General features: G+C 75.4%; 14 protein-coding genes. 6 read left to right on the plus strand and 8 right to left on the minus strand.

What is annotated here, in order from left to right; translation table 11 throughout:
* Window positions 1–21: 21 nt before the first annotated feature.
* Window positions 22–1,332 (minus strand): D-alanyl-D-alanine carboxypeptidase/D-alanyl-D-alanine-endopeptidase, encoded by a 1,311-nt coding sequence (gene dacB / locus J1M41_RS05705; RefSeq protein WP_342214073.1) that lies wholly within the window; start codon window positions 1,330–1,332, stop codon window positions 22–24.
* A 220-nt stretch (window positions 1,333–1,552) separates the two neighbouring features.
* Between dacB and J1M41_RS05710 the strand changes: the two genes are divergently transcribed.
* Complete coding sequence (locus J1M41_RS05710) at window positions 1,553–2,140, plus strand: inorganic diphosphatase (RefSeq protein ID WP_069941985.1); 588 nt, start codon at window positions 1,553–1,555, stop codon at window positions 2,138–2,140.
* A gap of 89 nt (window positions 2,141–2,229) precedes the next feature.
* Window positions 2,230–2,859 (plus strand): hypothetical protein, encoded by a 630-nt coding sequence (locus J1M41_RS05715; protein WP_036316227.1) that lies wholly within the window; start codon window positions 2,230–2,232, stop codon window positions 2,857–2,859.
* Window positions 2,860–2,886: 27 nt separating this feature from the next.
* On the opposite strand, the gene J1M41_RS05720 is transcribed toward J1M41_RS05715, so the two are convergent.
* Together J1M41_RS05720 and serS are read right to left on the minus strand one after the other, a co-directional pair.
* A complete protein-coding gene (locus J1M41_RS05720; RefSeq protein ID WP_063189155.1) occupies window positions 2,887–3,696 on the minus strand; it encodes an HAD family hydrolase in 810 nt (269 codons plus the stop codon).
* A 126-nt stretch (window positions 3,697–3,822) separates the two neighbouring features.
* On the minus strand, window positions 3,823–5,106 hold the full coding sequence (gene serS / locus J1M41_RS05725; RefSeq protein WP_044659866.1) for a serine--tRNA ligase: 1,284 nt from the start codon (window positions 5,104–5,106) through the stop codon (window positions 3,823–3,825).
* Window positions 5,107–5,149: 43 nt separating this feature from the next.
* Here serS and J1M41_RS05730 point away from each other — a divergent pair, with 43 nt between their 5' ends.
* A complete protein-coding gene (locus tag J1M41_RS05730) occupies window positions 5,150–6,328 on the plus strand; it encodes a diacylglycerol kinase family protein (RefSeq protein ID WP_206451345.1) in 1,179 nt (392 codons plus the stop codon).
* Window positions 6,329–6,576: 248 nt separating this feature from the next.
* On the opposite strand, the gene pheA is transcribed toward J1M41_RS05730, so the two are convergent.
* Together pheA and J1M41_RS05740 are read right to left on the minus strand one after the other, a co-directional pair.
* Window positions 6,577–7,527 carry a prephenate dehydratase gene (gene pheA, locus J1M41_RS05735; protein ID WP_206451346.1) on the minus strand — a complete coding sequence of 317 codons (951 nt, stop codon included), beginning with the start codon at window positions 7,525–7,527 and terminating at the stop codon, window positions 6,577–6,579.
* Window positions 7,524–7,850: a rhodanese-like domain-containing protein gene (locus J1M41_RS05740; protein ID WP_010079684.1), complete on the minus strand. Its 327-nt coding sequence runs from the start codon at window positions 7,848–7,850 to the stop codon at window positions 7,524–7,526. Before J1M41_RS05740 ends, pheA begins: the two co-directional genes overlap by 4 nt.
* Window positions 7,851–8,052: 202 nt before the next feature.
* Here J1M41_RS05740 and J1M41_RS05745 point away from each other — a divergent pair, with 202 nt between their 5' ends.
* A complete protein-coding gene (locus J1M41_RS05745; protein ID WP_241247787.1) occupies window positions 8,053–9,192 on the plus strand; it encodes an amidase in 1,140 nt (379 codons plus the stop codon).
* A gap of 9 nt (window positions 9,193–9,201) precedes the next feature.
* Here J1M41_RS05745 and J1M41_RS05750 read toward each other — a convergent pair whose 3' ends face one another.
* The 3 genes from J1M41_RS05750 to J1M41_RS05760 all read right to left on the minus strand — a co-directional run bounded on the left by J1M41_RS05750 (window position 9,202) and on the right by J1M41_RS05760 (window position 13,107).
* Complete coding sequence (locus J1M41_RS05750; protein WP_206451347.1) at window positions 9,202–9,771, minus strand: DUF4190 domain-containing protein; 570 nt, start codon at window positions 9,769–9,771, stop codon at window positions 9,202–9,204.
* Between the two features lie 97 nt (window positions 9,772–9,868).
* On the minus strand, window positions 9,869–11,992 hold the full coding sequence (locus J1M41_RS05755; RefSeq protein ID WP_206451348.1) for a PIG-L family deacetylase: 2,124 nt from the start codon (window positions 11,990–11,992) through the stop codon (window positions 9,869–9,871).
* Complete coding sequence (locus tag J1M41_RS05760; protein ID WP_206451349.1) at window positions 11,989–13,107, minus strand: acyl-CoA hydrolase; 1,119 nt, start codon at window positions 13,105–13,107, stop codon at window positions 11,989–11,991. The genes J1M41_RS05755 and J1M41_RS05760 overlap by 4 nt, the downstream gene beginning before the upstream one ends.
* A 161-nt stretch (window positions 13,108–13,268) precedes the next feature.
* Here J1M41_RS05760 and J1M41_RS05765 point away from each other — a divergent pair, with 161 nt between their 5' ends.
* Together J1M41_RS05765 and pgm are read left to right on the plus strand one after the other, a co-directional pair.
* Window positions 13,269–13,697 (plus strand): Fur family transcriptional regulator, encoded by a 429-nt coding sequence (locus J1M41_RS05765; RefSeq protein WP_002858246.1) that lies wholly within the window; start codon window positions 13,269–13,271, stop codon window positions 13,695–13,697.
* Window positions 13,698–13,764: 67 nt separating this feature from the next.
* Entirely contained in the window at window positions 13,765–15,483 is a 1,719-nt protein-coding gene (gene pgm / locus J1M41_RS05770) for a phosphoglucomutase (alpha-D-glucose-1,6-bisphosphate-dependent) (RefSeq protein WP_049144904.1), read from the plus strand.
* Window positions 15,484–15,501: the final 18 nt, after the last annotated feature.

The raw sequence follows: 15,501 nt of genomic DNA on the forward strand, positions 1-15,501 counted from the left end.
TCACAGGCCCCGAACCTCGGATCAGAGCCCGGCGACGGCGCTGACGGCCTCGTCGACCGCCGCGCGCGCGGGCTCCAGCTTCCACTGCAGATCCGAGCAGATGATGCTGAACGCGAGGACCCGCCCGGACGTCGTGGTGACGGTGCCGGTGAGGGAGACCGTCTGGTCGAGCGTGCCGGTCTTCGCGGCCACGGCCTGCCGCGCAGGGGCATCCGGGAACCGGTCGCCGAGGGTGGAGTCCTCGCCGGGCCGCGGCAGGCCCTCCAGCACGGTGCCCAGGGCGGGCGTGCGGGCCACCCCGGCCACGACGCCGGCCAGCTGGCCCGCGCTGACGCGGTTGTCCGGGGACAGGCCCGAGGAGTCCACGAGCGCCATCCCGGCGGTGTCCACGCCGAGGTCCTCGGCGGTGGCCGTCAGCAGCCGCGTGGCGCCCTCGTGGGTGGCCGGCAGGTCCGTGGCGGGCGCGGCCGTGTGGGCCAGGGCCTCGACCACCTGGTTCTCCGAGTGGGCCAGCAGGTACGCGACCTGCTGGCCCACGGGTGCGGACTCCACGGCCGCGACGGGGGCGGCGGCGAGGACCGTGGCGCGCGGCACCTCGGTGGCCGGGATCGTGTCCCGCAGGCCCACCTCGAGGTCGGCGTCGGAGGCGGCCACCGCGTCGTCGAGCGCGGCCTGGAAGGTGAGGGCGGCGAACTGCGCCGGGGCCTCGATGCGGTCCTCCCCGGTGCCGGGGGCCTCACGGCCGCCGTAGGTGGCCAACGGCTGCACCGGCGCGATGTTGCCGCTCTCCGGGATGTCCGACGTCCAGCGCGGGTTCAGGGCCGTGCTGTCCGTGAAGAGGCGCAGGTCCGTGCTGACCACCACCTGCCCGGTGACGCCGTCCTCGACCAGCCCTGCCACGGTCCGCTGCGCGAGGGTGCGCAGGCCCGCGCGTCCGGAGACGGCCTTCGAGTCCGAGGCGCCCGTGCCCAGCAGCACGTCGCCGCCGCCCACGAGCACCAGCTCGGTGGCCGCGCCGTCCGCGGTGGGCTGGGCCACCACGGTGGTCTGCAGGGTCGTCTCAGGACCCAGGGCGGAGACGATGGCCGCGGCGGCGAGCACCTTGAGCGAGGACGCGGGGGCCACGGGCTCGTCCGCGTCCCGCGCGTACAGCACCTCGCCGGTGGCCAGGTCGCGGAACTCGGCGGAGACCGTGCCCGGGGACGTCTCCAGCCCCGGCTCGACGGCGGCCGCCACCTCGGCCGCGGTGGGGCCGGCGGACGGGGACGATGACGTCGGCGCGGCGGTCGAAGTCGAGGCGGACGCGCTCGACGGGGCCGTCGGCGCGGTCACGGGACCGCAGGCGACCAGGACGGCCGCGAGCGCGGCCAGGAGGACGGCGGGGAGCGAGCGGCTCCGGGGGCGTTCCGTGCGTCGATCCCGACGCCCAGCGCGCCCCGTGTCCACCTGTCCCATGCGTCCATCATGACGGACGCCCCCGGTAGGCTGACGGCAGCACCGCCGGTCGGCGCCGCGCCGCCCGGACACCCCACCCTCTGTGCGAAGGAGAGTCATGGCGCACGACGTCACCATCGAGATCCCCGCGGGCTCCCGCGTGAAGTACGAGTTCGACCACGAGACCGGCCGCCTGCGCCTGGACCGTGTGCTCTTCACCTCCATGCAGTACCCCACGCACTACGGCTACTTCGAGAACACCCTCGGCGAGGACGGCGACCCGCTGGACGCCCTCGTGTACCTGCCGGGCTTCGACCTGGTGCCGGGCTGCGTCGTCGAGGCCCGCCCGATCGGCGTGTTCAACATGACCGACGACGGCGGCGGCGACGCCAAGCTGCTGTGCGTCCCGGCGGACAAGCGCTACGACCACATCACCGAGCTCGAGCACGTGGAGGAGTCGCTCAAGCAGGAGATCGAGCACTTCTTCACCCGCTACAAGGACCTGGAGCCGGGCAAGTGGGTCAAGGCCGAGGGCTGGGAGGGCCGCGCGGCGGCCGAGGCCGAGCTCGAGGCCTCCATCCAGCGCTTCAACGCCGAGGGCGAGGAGTCCCCGACCGACGAGCCCCAGGGCCGCGCGGTGGACACCGAGGAGGCGCAGCCGGCCACCGAGGAGGGCGAGGCGACGGACGAGCCCCAGGGCCGCTGATCCCCGCACCGCCCACGCGCGCGACGCCGGCCGCTCACCCCTCGGGGTGGGCGGCCGGCGTCGTCTGCGGGCTGGCAGAATCGACGACCATGTTCGTGCTCACCATCAACCAGCGGGACACCCTCGACGCCGGCGACCGCGTGGACACGTTCCTGCGCGCCCTCCAGGACGTGCCGGGGCTCGGCGACGCCGTCGTGCTCCCGTTCCAGCGCGCCGTGGGCGACGAGCTGATCGGCGCCGTCGAGGACCCGCGCGTCGCCGTGGACGTGGCGCTGCGCGCCCTGCGGCAGCGCCGCTGGAACGTGGGGGTCGGCGTCGGGACGGTGACGCACGCGGACGGTGCGGCGGGCGCGCCCACCTCCGGGGACCTGCACGACGCCGGCGGGCCCGGTCTCGCGGCGGCGCGGCGGGCCGTGGAGGCGGCGGCCGTGTCCACCGCGCGGATCCCGTTGGCCGTGCGCGGCCGGGACGAGGAGGCGGCCGCCGAGGCCGAGGCCGTGCTGCGACTCGTCGGGCAGCTCGTGTGGTCCCGGACCGACGCCGAGTGGGCGGTGCTGGACCTGCTGGTGCCCGGGGTGCGCGGCCAGCAGAAGCCGGCGGCCGCCGCGCTCGGGATCACGGCGCAGGCCGTCTCGCAGGCGGTGCAGCGCTCCTACTGGAACGAGGAGCACGCCTGCCGCCCCGCCGCCGCGCGGCTGCTCACGCTGGCGGGGGGCTGACCCGGCGGCCCGGGCCGGTCGCGCCGCTCAGGCCGCGGCCGGCTCCTCGAGGAGCGAGCGCAGCACCGTGGCGAGCCCGTGCTCGTCCACGTGCCCGGTGACCTCGTCCGCGGCTGCCACGACCTCCTCCACGGCCTGGCCCATGGCCACGCCGCGGCCGGCCCAGCGCAGCATCTCGATGTCGTTGCGGCCGTCGCCCACGGCCACGGTGTCCTCGGGGGCCACCTTCAGCACGGTGCGCAGCGCCTCGAGCCCGGAGGCCTTGGTCACGCCCGCCGCGGCGACGTCAAGCCACGCCGTCCAGCCCACGGAGTAGGTCACGCCGGACAGGCCGATGCCCTCCACCGCGCGGCCGAACTCCTCGGCGGAGGAGTCCGTGGAGAACACCACGAGGCGCACGGCCGTGGTGTCCATGAGCTCCTCGAACGTGACGCCCTCCGCGGCCACGCCGAAGGACATGTCCTGGAACCGCTCGGTGGAGCGGAAGGTGCCGTCCGGCAGCTCGAGCGCGTACTTGGCGCTGGGCAGGCGGTGGCGCAGCTGGGTCAGGACCGAGCGCGGGTCGAAGGTGCGCAGGTCCGTGACCTCGTAGCCCTCCTCCAGCTCGGGGTCCAGGCGCAGCGTGACGCCGCCGTTGGAGCACACCATGAAGCCGGCGCCGATCCCCAGGGAGCGGGCCACGGGCAGGGTGGCCCCGCGGGAGCGGCCCGTCGCGATGACCACGTGGTGCCCGGCGTCCAGCACGGCCCGCACGGCCGCGCGCACGGGCTCATGCAGATGGCCGTCATGGTCCACGATCGTTCCGTCCACGTCCAGGCACACGAGCTTCTTCGTCATGGCCCCCACCCAACCACACGGCCCGGACACGACGGCGACGCGCGGGTGAACGGCGGGGGCGCCGCAGGGGCGCCGCGGGGCAGGCGGGCGAGGCGGCCGACGCCGCCGGGGGACGACGTCGTCCGCTCAGACCAGCTCGAAGCGCTCCATCCCGCCGAGGTAGGGGCGCAGCGCGGCGGGCACGGTGACCGAGCCGTCCGCGTTCTGGTGGTTCTCCAGGATCGCCACGATCCAGCGGGTGGTGGCCAGGGTGCCGTTGAGCGTGGCCACCATGCGGGTCCCGCCCTTGGAGCCGTCCTCCGTGCGGACCCGCTCGCGGATGTTGAGGCGGCGGGCCTGGAACGTGGTGCAGTTCGAGGTGGACGTCAGCTCGCGATAGGTGCCCTGCGTGGGGACCCAGGCCTCGCAGTCGAACTTGCGGGCGGCGGAGAGGCCGAGGTCGCCGGCGGCGATGTCGATCACGCGGTACGGCACCTCGATGGCGCCCAGCATCCGCTCCTCCCACGCCAGCAGGCGCTCGTGCTCCGCCTCCGCGTCCTCCTGTGCGGCGTAGATGAACATCTCCAGCTTGTTGAACTGGTGCACGCGGATGATGCCGCGGGTGTCCTTGCCCGCCGAGCCCGCCTCACGCCGGTAGCACGTGGACCAGCCCGCGTACCGGACGGGGGCGCTCACGTCCATGATCTCGTCCGCGTGGTAGCCGGCCAGGGCCACCTCGGAGGTGCCCACGAGATACAGGTCGTCGCGCTCCAGACGGTAGATCTCGTCGTCGTGCTCGACGTCGAAGCCGGTGCCCTGCATGGTCTCCGGGCGCACCAGGGTGGGCGGGATGACCGGCACGAAGCCGTTCTCCAGGGCCAGGTCCAGGCCCAGCTGCATCAGGGCGAGCTCGAGACGCGCGCCCACGCCCTTGAGGAAGCTGAACCGGGCGCCGGACACCTTCGCGCCGCGCTCCATGTCGATCGCCCCGAGCAGCTCGCCGAGCTCGAGGTGGTCGCGCGGTTCGAAACCCTCGGCGGCGAAGTCGCGCGGGGTGCCGACCTCCTTGAGGACCACGAAGTCGTCCTCGCCGCCGGCCGGGACGCCGTCGACGATCAGGTTCGGGAAGGCGCGCTGCAGCTCCGCGAGGCGGGCCTCGGCCGCGCCGGCGGCCGACTCGGCCTCCTTCACGCGCGCGGCCAGGTCCTTCACCTCGGCCAGCAGGGCCTGCTTCTCCTCGCCCTTCGCCTGGGCGACGCGCTTGCCGAAGGCCTTCTGCTCCGCGCGCAGCTGCTCGAAGCCCGCGATGGACGAACGGCGGGACGCGTCCGCCTCGACCACGCGGTCCACGAGGGACGCGTCCTCCCCGCGGGCCTCCTGGGAGGCGCGGTACTTCTCGGGCTGCTCGATGAGGTCCTTGACGTCGATCACGTGCGCCAGCCTAGCGGGCGGGGCCGACGCCTAGACTCGGGGCATGACTCCCGAGTGGTGGATGGCGCTGGCCGCCCTGGTGCTCCTGGCCGTGCTGGCCGTCGTCGTGGTGGTGCTGGCGGTGCGCCAGGTCCGCCTCGGCGTGCAGCACGAGCGGACGCGTCTCCTGGTGGACGCCCTCGACGCGCGGGTGGGCGGCGTGCAGCGCCGGCTGGAAAAGGTGCCCGGCATCGGCACGGGCCGGCACGAGGTCGCGCTGGTGCTGAACCCCATCAAGACGCACGCGGACCGGGTGCGGCGCGAGCTCGAGCGGCTCGCGGCGGCGGAGGGCCTCGGCGAGGTGCTCGTGCTCGAGACGCAGGAGGACGACCCCGGCACCGCCATGGCGCGGCAGGCCCTCGACGCCGGTGCCCGGCTCGTGATCGCCGCGGGCGGCGACGGCACGGTCCGCACCGTGGCCGAGCAGCTGGCCGGCACCGACGTCGCCCTCGGCGTGGTGCCGCTGGGCACCGGGAACCTGCTGGCCCGCAACCTGGACCTGCCGATCAACGACGTCGAGCAATGCCTGCGGATCGCCGTGGGGGGCCGGCAGCGACGCATCGACACCGTGGACGTCCGCTTCACGCACGAGGACGGGCGCGTCACCCGGCAGACCTTCACCGTGATCGGTGGCGCCGGCTACGACGCGGACATCATGGGCGACACCAAGGACGAGCTGAAGAGCCTGGCCGGCTGGCTGGCCTACAGCGAGGCCGGCATGCGGCACCTGCGCGGCAAGCGGCACGAGGTGACCGTGGCCCTCGACGGCGGTCAGCCCCGCCGGTTCAAGGTGCGCACCGTGATGGTGGCCAACTGCGGGATGCTCACGGGCGGCGTCGAGCTGCTGCCCCAGGCCAAGCTCGACGACGGCCTCCTCGACGTCATGGTCCTCTCGCCCCGGCACGCGCTCGACTGGGCGCGGATCGCCGTGAAGACCGTGACCCGGCACCGCAGCTCCGTCCCCGCGATGCACACGGAGCAGGCCCAGCGCGTGAAGGTCGAGTTCGCCGAGCCGATGCCCTCCCAGCTCGACGGCGACGCCACCGGGGTCATCACCGCCCTCGACGCCCGCGTGCAGCCGGACTCGCTCGTCGTGATGCTCGTGGCCGAGGACGACGCCTCCGTCCGCGACGACGGCGTCTCCGCCGCCGCCCCCGTCCCGGAACCGGCCCCGCACATCTGACCCCCCGTCCCCGCTTTCGTTCGGGAAACGGCGGCTTCCCCACCGTTTTCGTTCGGGAAACGGACGCCTCACCACCACTTTCGTTCGGGAAACGGGCGCCGGGGCGACGCGCGGACGGGAAGCACGACGACGGCCCGTCGTCGTGGTGATTGTCCCGTTTCGGCCACGAAAGGGGCCTAGGAACCTCCCGTTTCGTCAACGAAAGTCTCTCGAGGCCGCCGTTTCCCGAACGAAAGTGCTGCACCGCCTCAGCGGGAGCGGAGGGACTCCACCCAGGCGCGGCCGGAGCGATACGCGGCGTCGGTGAACTCGGCCGGCACCCTCGTGGGCACGGGCTCGGCCTGGGCGTAGGAGCCCAGGAACCGCAGGTCGGGGTACTCCCGGTACAGGGCCGCGAGCGCATCACCCACGCGGGCCTCCGCCAGGTGCCCCTCGAGGTCGAGGGAGAAGAAGTACCGCCCGATGCCCTCGCCGGTCGGCCGGGACTCGATGCGGGAGAGGTTCACCCCGCGCGTGGTGAACTCGGCCAGGATCTGCCCGAGGGCGCCGGGCCGGTCCTCCGGCAGCGGCACCACGAGCGTGGTCTTGTCCGCCCCCGTGGGCGCGGGCAGGGCCGTCGGCCGGGAGAGCAGCACGAAGCGCGTCACGGCGCCCGGCACGTCCTCGATCCGCTCGGCGAGCACCGGCAGCCCGGTCTGCTCGGCCACGAGCGGGGCGCACACGGCGGCGTCGAAGTCGCCCTGGGCCACGAGGCCGGCCCCGGCCGCCGTCGACGGGGCGGGCGTGAACTCCACTCCCGGCAGCGCCGTCTCGGCCCAGCCGCGCACCTGCGCCCAGGCGTGGGGGTGCGTGGTCACGCGCCGCACGTCCTCCATCGCGACGCCGGGCCGACCCACGAGCACGAAGCTGATGGCCACGTGCACCTCCGCGAGGATCTGCAGCGTCTCCCCGAGGGCGATCTCGTCCACGGTGGCGGAGACGCCGCCCTCCACCGAGTTCTCGATGGGCACGACGGCGCGGTCCACCTCCCCCCTGCGCAGCGCCGCCACGGCGCTCAGCACGGAGCCCGCCGACACGAACTCGGCCTCGGCCGGGTCCGCCACCTTCCGCAGGGCGGCCTCGGTGAAGGTGCCGGCCGGGCCGAGGAAGGCGTAGCGCAGGCGCGGCGGCGTCGCGTCAGCGGAGTCCGTCCCCGTCACTTGACGGTGGGCTCGGCGTCGCCGTCGGCCTCCATCGGCTTGCCGGCCTCGAGCCACGCGCCGGAGCCGCCGGCCACGTTGATGGCCGAGTAGCCGCGCCCGGTCATGAACTCGGCGGCGCGGGCGGAGCGGCCGCCGGTGCGGCAGATCAGGTAGTAGTCCGTGTCCGGGTCCAGCTCCTCGAGCCGGTCCGGCAGCTGGCCCAGCGGGATGTGCTGGGCGCCGGCGGCGCGGCCCAGGGCCCACTCGTCGTCCTCGCGGACGTCCAGGATGGCCGCATCGGCGGGGATCTCGTTCACATCGACGGTCTCGAAGGCGCTCATGGCTTCAGCGTAGCCACCCGCCCGGACGTCCCAGGAAGGCCCCGCCGTCCATGACCCGGCCCACGCCCGTTAGGCTCGGCCGCATGCAGACCTCCGACGCCGCACCCGCCGCCGACGACGACCGCACCCCCTCCGCCCCCGGCCCGGCCCGGCTCCTGGACGCCTTCCGCTGGCGTACAAGGACCTGATCGACGTGCGCGGGATGCCCACGCGGTTCGGCTCCGCCCTGCTGGCCGATGCGCCGCCGGCCGCGCAGGACGACCCGCTCGCGCTCCGCCTGCGCGCGGCCGGCACGGTCACCCTCGGCAAGACGACCGTGCCCGAGTTCGGCCTGGACTCCTACTCGGAGAACCTCGTCACGGCGCCGGCCCGCAACCCCCTGGACCCCGCCCGCACCGCGGGTGGCTCCTCGGGCGGGGCCGCGGCCGCCGTCGCCGCGGGGATCCTGCCGTTCGCCCCGGGCTCGGACGGGGGCGGGTCCATCCGCATCCCCGCCGCCGCGTGCGGGCTCGTGGGCCTCAAGCCCGGCCGCGGGGAGCTGCCGATGGACGAGCACGCGGACACGGTCCGCAACCTCACGGTGTCGGGCCCGCTGGCCCACACGGTCGAGGACGCCGCCCTGCTCTACGACGTGCTGCTCTCCCCCGAGGGCCTGCCCGGCCGGGTGCTGCCGGACCTGCGCCGCACCGTGGAGACCGCGCGGGCCGGGGGCGCCGTCGACGTCCGCCGGATCGGCGTCACCACGGCCTCGCCCTTCACCTCCGACCTCGAGATCTCCCTGGCCCGGCCCGCCCTCACCGCCCTGACGAAGGCCGCCGCCGCCCTGGACGCGGGCGGCCACGCGGTCGAGGACCTCTCCCCCTACTACGGCGAGGACTACCACCGGGACTTCCGCACGGTGTGGACCGCAGGACTGCTCCGGGCGCCGCTGCCGGAGGACGCCGAGGCCCACGTGGGCGCGGTGGCCGCGCACTTCCTGCGCACGGCCCGGGCCGCAGGGCGCGCCGAGCTCGACGACGCCGCCCACCGGCTCGAGGAGTGGGCGCGCGGGGTGCGGGCGCAGTTCGCCGCCGTCGACGTGGTGATGACCCCGGTGCTGGCCACCGCGCCCCCGCCGGTCGGCCACTTCCTGGCGATGGAGCCCGAGGCCAACTACGAGGCGCAGTGCGCGTTCACGCCCTACACCTCGATGGTCAACGTGCTCGGCCTGCCCGCGGTCGCGGTGCCCGTGCTCCGGGACGAGCGGGGCCTGAACTGGTCCGTCCAGCTCATCGGTCGGCCCGGCACGTCCGCGCCCCTGCTCGCCCTGGCCGCACATCTCGAGCTGCTGCTGGCCGGCTGAGCCGGCCGGTCAGGTCGAGGTGTAGTCGCCCAGGGAGATCCCGGCGATCACCAGGATCACGAGGAACACGACGGCGAGCAGCAGCAGGGCGAGGGACACGTAGTTCATCACGAGGCCGGCGATCGCCATGCCGCGGCCGTGGGGCTCGCGCTTGAGGCCGATGTGGCCGAGGACCACGCCCACGATCGGCGGGAGGAGGAACGTGAACCCGCCCACCACGGAGATGATGCCGAGGATCATGGACGCCACCGAGCGGCCGACGCCGTCGGTCTGGCCGGGCTGCAGCGGGGCTCCGAAGCCGTGGCCGGGCGTGCCCTGCCCGTAGCCGTAGGCGGGGACGGTGTTCGCGTCCTGGCCGTAGCCGTACGGCTGCCCGTAGGCGGGGCGGGTCTGCCCCTCCTGCTCGGCGTACGAGGGGGCCCGGTCCCAGGCGGCGCGGTCGGCGTCGCCGGCCGGGGCGTCGGGCCAGCCGGCGGCGGAGGAGCCGGTGCCGGAGGAGCCCGCACCGGCCTCGGACCCGTACCAATCCGGCCTGGTGCCTTCGCGGCGCGGGTCGTGGGAGGCGTGGGGGTCGGTCATGACGGTCCTTCCGGTTCGGGGCGTCGCGGTCCGGTGCCGAGTCTAGGCGGTGCCCCCGGACCCGGCCCGGCCCCGCACCCCTGCTCCACGGCCGGCCTCACCCGGGCCGGCCCACCGCCTTGAGGTACCCGGAGAACCCGCCGGGGGTCCGCCCCTCCAGGCGAGATGAGGTGAGCACGCGGGTGGTGTCGGTGGCGATCACGCGCACCCGGCGGCCGTCACCGCCGTCGCGCTCCCCCGCCAGGGCCCGCACGGCCTCGGCCAGACCGACGTCCTCGTGCTCGGCCACCGGCGGGAACCCGCCCACGGCCTCATACAGCGACCACGGCAGCCCCAGATTCGCCCCGTGCACGTGCGCGTGCCCCTCCTCGTGCCGGTAGCCGCGGAGCCAGGCCTGCCGCAGCGGCCCCTGGCGCACGTCCACCGTGCCCAGCACGAGCACCTCGTCGTGGCCGGCGGCCACGGTCTGCGCCAGCAGCCAGTCGGCGGGGACGCGGCTGTCCGCGTCGGTGGAGGCGAGCCAGAGGCGCTCGGCGGGCACGTCGGGGAACAGCGCGCGGGCCCGGCGGGCGCCCTCGAGGCGGGCCCGCCCGACGCCGGCCTGCCCGGCGATCGGCTCCCCCAGTTCGAGGACGTGGATGCGCGGGTCGGCGGCGCGGGCCTCGAGGGCGGCGGCCACCGTGGCGTCGTCGCAGCGGTCCGCGGCGACCACGACCGCGGCCGTGCCCTGCGCGTGATGCTCCTCCCAGCGGTCCAGGGCGGCGGTGAGGGCCGCGAGCGCGGCCGGCAGCCGCTCCTGTTCGTCCTTGGCGGGCACCACGACGACGGCATGGGTCGCGGCGGCGGCCCGCACGTGGAGGCTGAGCCGGAAGTCGTCCTCCACGAGCTCGGTGCGCAGCCGCCAGCGCGGGTCGGCTGCGACGCGCGCGTGCACGGCGTCCCCGTCCAGCGGCCAGCCCTCGATGGGGTGGCGCCAGTGGCACAGCAGCAGCTCGCCGCCGGGGGCGAGCGCGGCGTCGGCGTCGTCGATCAGCGCGTCGAGCTCCTCGGGCTGCAGGAAGTAGCCGATCTCGGAGGCGATCACGAGGTCCGCGCCGGCGACGTCGGCCGGCCAGTCCGCGGGCAGCACGGCTCGGCGCACCTCGGCGTGCGGCGCGCCGGCCAGCCGGGCGGCGGCGCGCTCGACGGCGGTGGAGGACGCCTCGAGGCCGACCACGCGGTCCGCGCGCGCGGCCACGTCCGCGGTGAGCACGCCGATGGACGCGCCCGCCTCCACCACGGTCCCGTAGCGGGGCCGGGGCAGGGCGGCGAGGGTGAGCGCCCGCTTGCGGGCCTCGTACGACGAGCTGAGGTAGCGCCACGGGTCCTCCTGGGCCCGGTAGAGCCGGTCGAAGACGGCGGCGGCCCGGTGGGCGTCGGCGTCGTCGGGGCCGGAGACGCGGTGGGCCTCGAACGGGCGCTCGTGGTGGGCGAGCACGGCGGGGCCGAGGATCGCCTCGTCGCCGGGCGCGGCGGAGAGGGGCCGGACCTGGGAGGCGTGCGCGTCGAGGGCGGCACGGCGGGCGGCACGGTCGTCGTCGGTGAGCGGCAGCCGTCGGTAGCGGCGGGCGGGCAGGTCGGCCGGGTCGGCCCAGTGCCAGAACCAGATGGGGAAGGCGTAGAGCGGCAGGTCGCACTCGCCCGCGACCGCGCCGACGGCCCGGCCCACGGCCTCGTGGTCCGCGTGGCCGTCGCCCGGGTCGTGGGAGGCGAGCACGGCGGGGCCGGGGTGGGCGTCGAGGGCCGCGGCGACGGCGTCGCGCACGGCGTCCTCGTGCTCGGCCACGCCGGAGTCGGGCAGGGCCAGGGACGCCCACGTCAGCCGGTCCCGCGCCGGAGAGCCGGGGCCTGCGGAGGCGGGCAGGCCGGCGGCGAGGGCGTCGAGGGCGTGCTCCATCTCGTCCCGGCGCAGCCGGACCAGGTCCGCGGGCGTGTGCGTGGGCGAGTGCGGGTGGGAGGCCTCGCCGGCGGTGGCGACCAGCACGTGCACGCGTGCCCCGCCGCGCAGGGCGGAGCGGATCAGGCCGGTGGCGGCGAGGGTCTCGTCGTCCGGGTGCGCCACGGCCACGAGCAGCAGCGTCTGCGCGTCCCAGACGGGCAGGCGCAGCTCCGGCAGCTCGCCGACGCCGCCCTCGGCCCAGGCCGCCTCGGACGTGCCGTCGTCGGTGTGGGAGAAGCTCACCACGTCCAGCCGCCGTCGGTCTCGCCGGTCAGGAGCGCGGCGCCCAGCCGGGCGTCGTCGCGGTGTCCGTGGTGCTGGCGCAGGTAGACCTGCAGGTCGGCGACGGCGCGGGCGTGCGCGGCGCTGCCGGTGAGCGGGCCGGGGCCGGTGGCCTGCCCGACGACGTCCATCACCTCGGTGCACAGCTGCGCCACGGTGCCGCGGATCCGGTCGGCCTCGACCAGGCCGCGGCCGTGGTCCAGGCGGCCGGCGTCCACGTCGTCGGCGGCACGGGCGAGCAGGGCGGCCATCGCATGGAGCAGCCGGTCGACGCGGCCGAGCGCCGCCTGGCCGATCTGGTCCGGGCCCGGTCCGCGGCCCTCGGCCTCGGCGGCCGCGCGGGCGGCGGTGGCGTTCCGCAGGGTGCGGGCGATGCCGACGGCGCCGCCGAACCACACCGCCGCCACGCCGATGCCGCCCCACGCGAAGCCGGGTCGGCGCAGGTACCACTCGGCGCCGCCGACGGCGATGCCGGGGACGGCGTCGAAGGCCAGGCCCACCGTGCGGATCGGGGCGAGGCCGAGCGCGGGCCAGGCCGAGTCGGTCTCGGCGACGCCGGGGTGGGACAGGTCCACGAGCACGGCGCGGCGGGTGCCGTCCGCCTCCCGGCCGGTCACGACAGCGGCCGCGCACCGGTCCGCGAGCGAGCACCACGGCTTCTCCCCGTCGAGCAGCCAGGCGGTGTCGGGGCCGTCCGAGGAAGGGCGCAGGGCCGGGGTGCGGCCGCCAGACTCGGAGGCGTAGACGCCGAGCAGCCCGGCCGGGGCGGGGACGCCGGCCTGGGACAGGATCGAGAGCGCGTCCAGATGGGGCTCGAGCACGCGGGCGGCCGAGAGGTCCTGCGCGGCGACGGAGGCGAGCAGCTCCCACTGCTCCCGGGTGCGCCCCGCGCCGGTCAGCGGCAGGTCGAGCGGGGCGGCGTCGTCGTCGGACGCGGCGCCGGACGCCGCACGGAGCAGCTCGACCATCGCGTCGACGTCGCCGCCGCAGGCCGCGGCGGCCGCGAGGAGGGCCTGCTCGGCCGGGCGGTCCACGGCTCCACCCGGGACGAGACGGACGGGCTCGGGCTGGGCCATGGGTGGGGACCTCCTCGTCGACGGCGCCCGGGCCGGTGCGCCCCGGGGTCGAGGATTCACCGTAGTCAGCACGGGGACGGCGGGGAATGGCCGGTGCGCCGGGGGCGAAGCGGCCCGCTCTTTCTTGACATGTTCCAGAGAACCGGATGGGATCGACTGGCATGGAGACCACGACGCGGGACGAGGACGAGCGCACGCTGCTGCGCGGCGTCGGCCTGCGCGTGACCCGGCCCCGCCTCGCGGTGCTGACCGCCCTCGCCGACCACCCCCACGCGGACGCGTCCACCGTGCTGGCCGCCGTCCGTCGGGCCCTGCCCGGCACCTCGCACCAGGCCGTCTACGACTGCCTCCACGCGCTCACCGAGGCCGGGCTCGTGCGCTCCCTGCAGCCCGCCGGCTCTCCGGCCCGCTACGAGATCTGCACGGGCGACAACCACCACCACCTCGTGTGCCGCGGCTGCGGCACGGTCGTGGACGTGCCGTGCCGCACCGGCTCCGCCCCGTGCCTCGACGCCCCCGAGGACCACGGCTTCGCGGTCGACGAGGCCGAGGTCTACTACTGGGGGCTGTGCGCCGGCTGCCGGGAGTGACCGCCGCCGTCGTCCCGCTGGGCCGCGCGTCTTCCCCCGTCCGCCCGCCCGTGCCAAGGTGTGGCACATGACCGAGAACACCGCCGCCCTGCCCGCCGCCGAGCGTCCCGGCACCCCCGCCCTGCCGCAGGACCTCATCGACGTCGACGCCCTCCTGGAGGCGTACCGCACCGGTCACCCGGACGTGACGGACCCGGCGCAGAAGGTCGTGTTCGGCACCTCCGGCCACCGCGGCTCCGCGTTCACGACCTCGTTCAACGACGACCACATCGCCGCCATCACGCAGGCCGTGGTCGAGTACCGCGCGCACCACGGGATCACGGGGCCGGTCCTCGTCGGCAGGGACACGCACGCCCTGTCCGGGCCCGCGCAGGACACCGCCGTCGAGGTGCTGCTCGGCAACGACGTCGAGGTGCTCGTCGACTCCCGCGGCGGCTACACGCCCACCCCCGCCGTCTCCCACGCGATCCTGCACCTGAACGCCGGGCGCGAGCTGTCGCCGTCGGGCTTCGCGGTGGACGGGGACAACGCCGGCCTCGTGGACGGCCTCGTGATCACCCCCTCGCACAACCCGCCCGCGGACGGCGGCTTCAAGTACAACCCACCCCACGGCGGCCCCGCGGACACCGAGGCGACCACGTGGATCGCCGACCGCGCCAACGAGCTGCTCGCCGCCGGGCTGGCGGGCGTGCACCGGGTGGCGAGCGCCGACGTCGCCGGCCACGCGAAGCTGGGCGGCTTCGACTTCCTGGACCGGTACGTGTCCGATCTGCCGCAGGTGATCGACGTGGAGGCGATCCGCGAGGCGGGCGTGCGCATCGGCGCCGACCCCATGGGCGGGGCGTCCGTGGCGTACTGGGGCGAGATCGCCGACCGCCACGGGCTGGATCTGACCGTGGTGAACCCGGAGGTGGACCCGCGGTTCGGGTTCATGACCCTGGACTGGGACGGCAAGATCCGCATGGACTGCTCGTCGCCGAATGCGATGGCCTCGCTGATCGAGCGGATGACCCCGGACGCGGACGGGCAGGCGCCCTTCGACGTCGCCACCGGCAACGACGCCGACGCGGACCGGCACGGGATCGTCACCCCCGACGGCGGGCTGATGAACCCGAACCACTACCTCGCCGTGGCCATCGACTACCTGTACCGCCACCGCGAGCAGTGGCCCCAGAGCGCGGGCGTGGGCAAGACCCTGGTGAGCTCCTCGATGATCGACCGCGTGGCCGGGGACCTGGGCCGCGAGCTCGTGGAGGTGCCGGTGGGCTTCAAGTGGTTCGTGCCGGGCCTGCTGACGGGCACCGGTGTGTTCGGCGGCGAGGAGTCCGCGGGCGCGTCCTTCGTGCAGTTCGACGGCAGCCCGTGGTCCACGGACAAGGATGGGCTGCTGCTGTGCCTGCTGGCCGCGGAGATCATCGCCGTGACGGGCCAGTCCCCGTCCGAGCGGTACCGCGACCTCGTGGCCCTGCACGGCGACCCGGCGTACGCGCGCATCGACGCCCCCGCGACCGCCGAGCAGAAGGCGAAGCTGAAGACCCTCTCCCCCGACGACGTCCCCGTGACCGAGCTGGCCGGCGAGACCATCCTCGCGACGCTGACCAACGCCCCGGGCAACGACGCCCCGATCGGCGGGCTCAAGGTGGTCACGCAGCACGCGTGGTTCGCGGCGCGGCCCTCCGGCACCGAGGACGTCTACAAGATCTACGCGGAGTCCTTCCGCGGCCCCGAGCACCTGACGCAGGTGCAGGCGGAGGCGCAGCGGCTGGTGGACGCGGTCATCGGCTGACCCCCGCCCCATCTCCCC

It is taken from the genome of Micrococcus sp. KRD096 (genome assembly GCF_017168495.1).
GTDB classification, from domain to species: Bacteria; Actinomycetota; Actinomycetes; order Actinomycetales; family Micrococcaceae; genus Micrococcus; species Micrococcus luteus.

Excerpts from the sequence above, each read along its gene's own strand:
- J1M41_RS05710 (WP_069941985.1), top strand. The coding sequence starts at position 1,553 with ATGGCGCACGACGTCACCATCGAGATCCCCGCGGGCTCCCGCGTGAAG.
- J1M41_RS05715 (WP_036316227.1), top strand. The coding sequence starts at position 2,230 with ATGTTCGTGCTCACCATCAACCAGCGGGACACCCTCGACGCCGGCGAC.
- J1M41_RS05720 (WP_063189155.1), bottom strand. The coding sequence starts at position 3,696 with ATGACGAAGAAGCTCGTGTGCCTGGACGTGGACGGAACGATCGTGGAC.
- J1M41_RS05730 (WP_206451345.1), top strand. The coding sequence starts at position 5,150 with ATGACTCCCGAGTGGTGGATGGCGCTGGCCGCCCTGGTGCTCCTGGCC.
- J1M41_RS05740 (WP_010079684.1), bottom strand. The coding sequence starts at position 7,850 with ATGAGCGCCTTCGAGACCGTCGATGTGAACGAGATCCCCGCCGATGCG.
- J1M41_RS05745 (WP_241247787.1), top strand. The coding sequence starts at position 8,053 with ATGCCCACGCGGTTCGGCTCCGCCCTGCTGGCCGATGCGCCGCCGGCC.
- J1M41_RS05750 (WP_206451347.1), bottom strand. The coding sequence starts at position 9,771 with ATGACCGACCCCCACGCCTCCCACGACCCGCGCCGCGAAGGCACCAGG.
- J1M41_RS05760 (WP_206451349.1), bottom strand. The coding sequence starts at position 13,107 with ATGGCCCAGCCCGAGCCCGTCCGTCTCGTCCCGGGTGGAGCCGTGGAC.
- J1M41_RS05765 (WP_002858246.1), top strand. The coding sequence starts at position 13,269 with ATGGAGACCACGACGCGGGACGAGGACGAGCGCACGCTGCTGCGCGGC.
- pgm (WP_049144904.1), top strand. The coding sequence starts at position 13,765 with ATGACCGAGAACACCGCCGCCCTGCCCGCCGCCGAGCGTCCCGGCACC.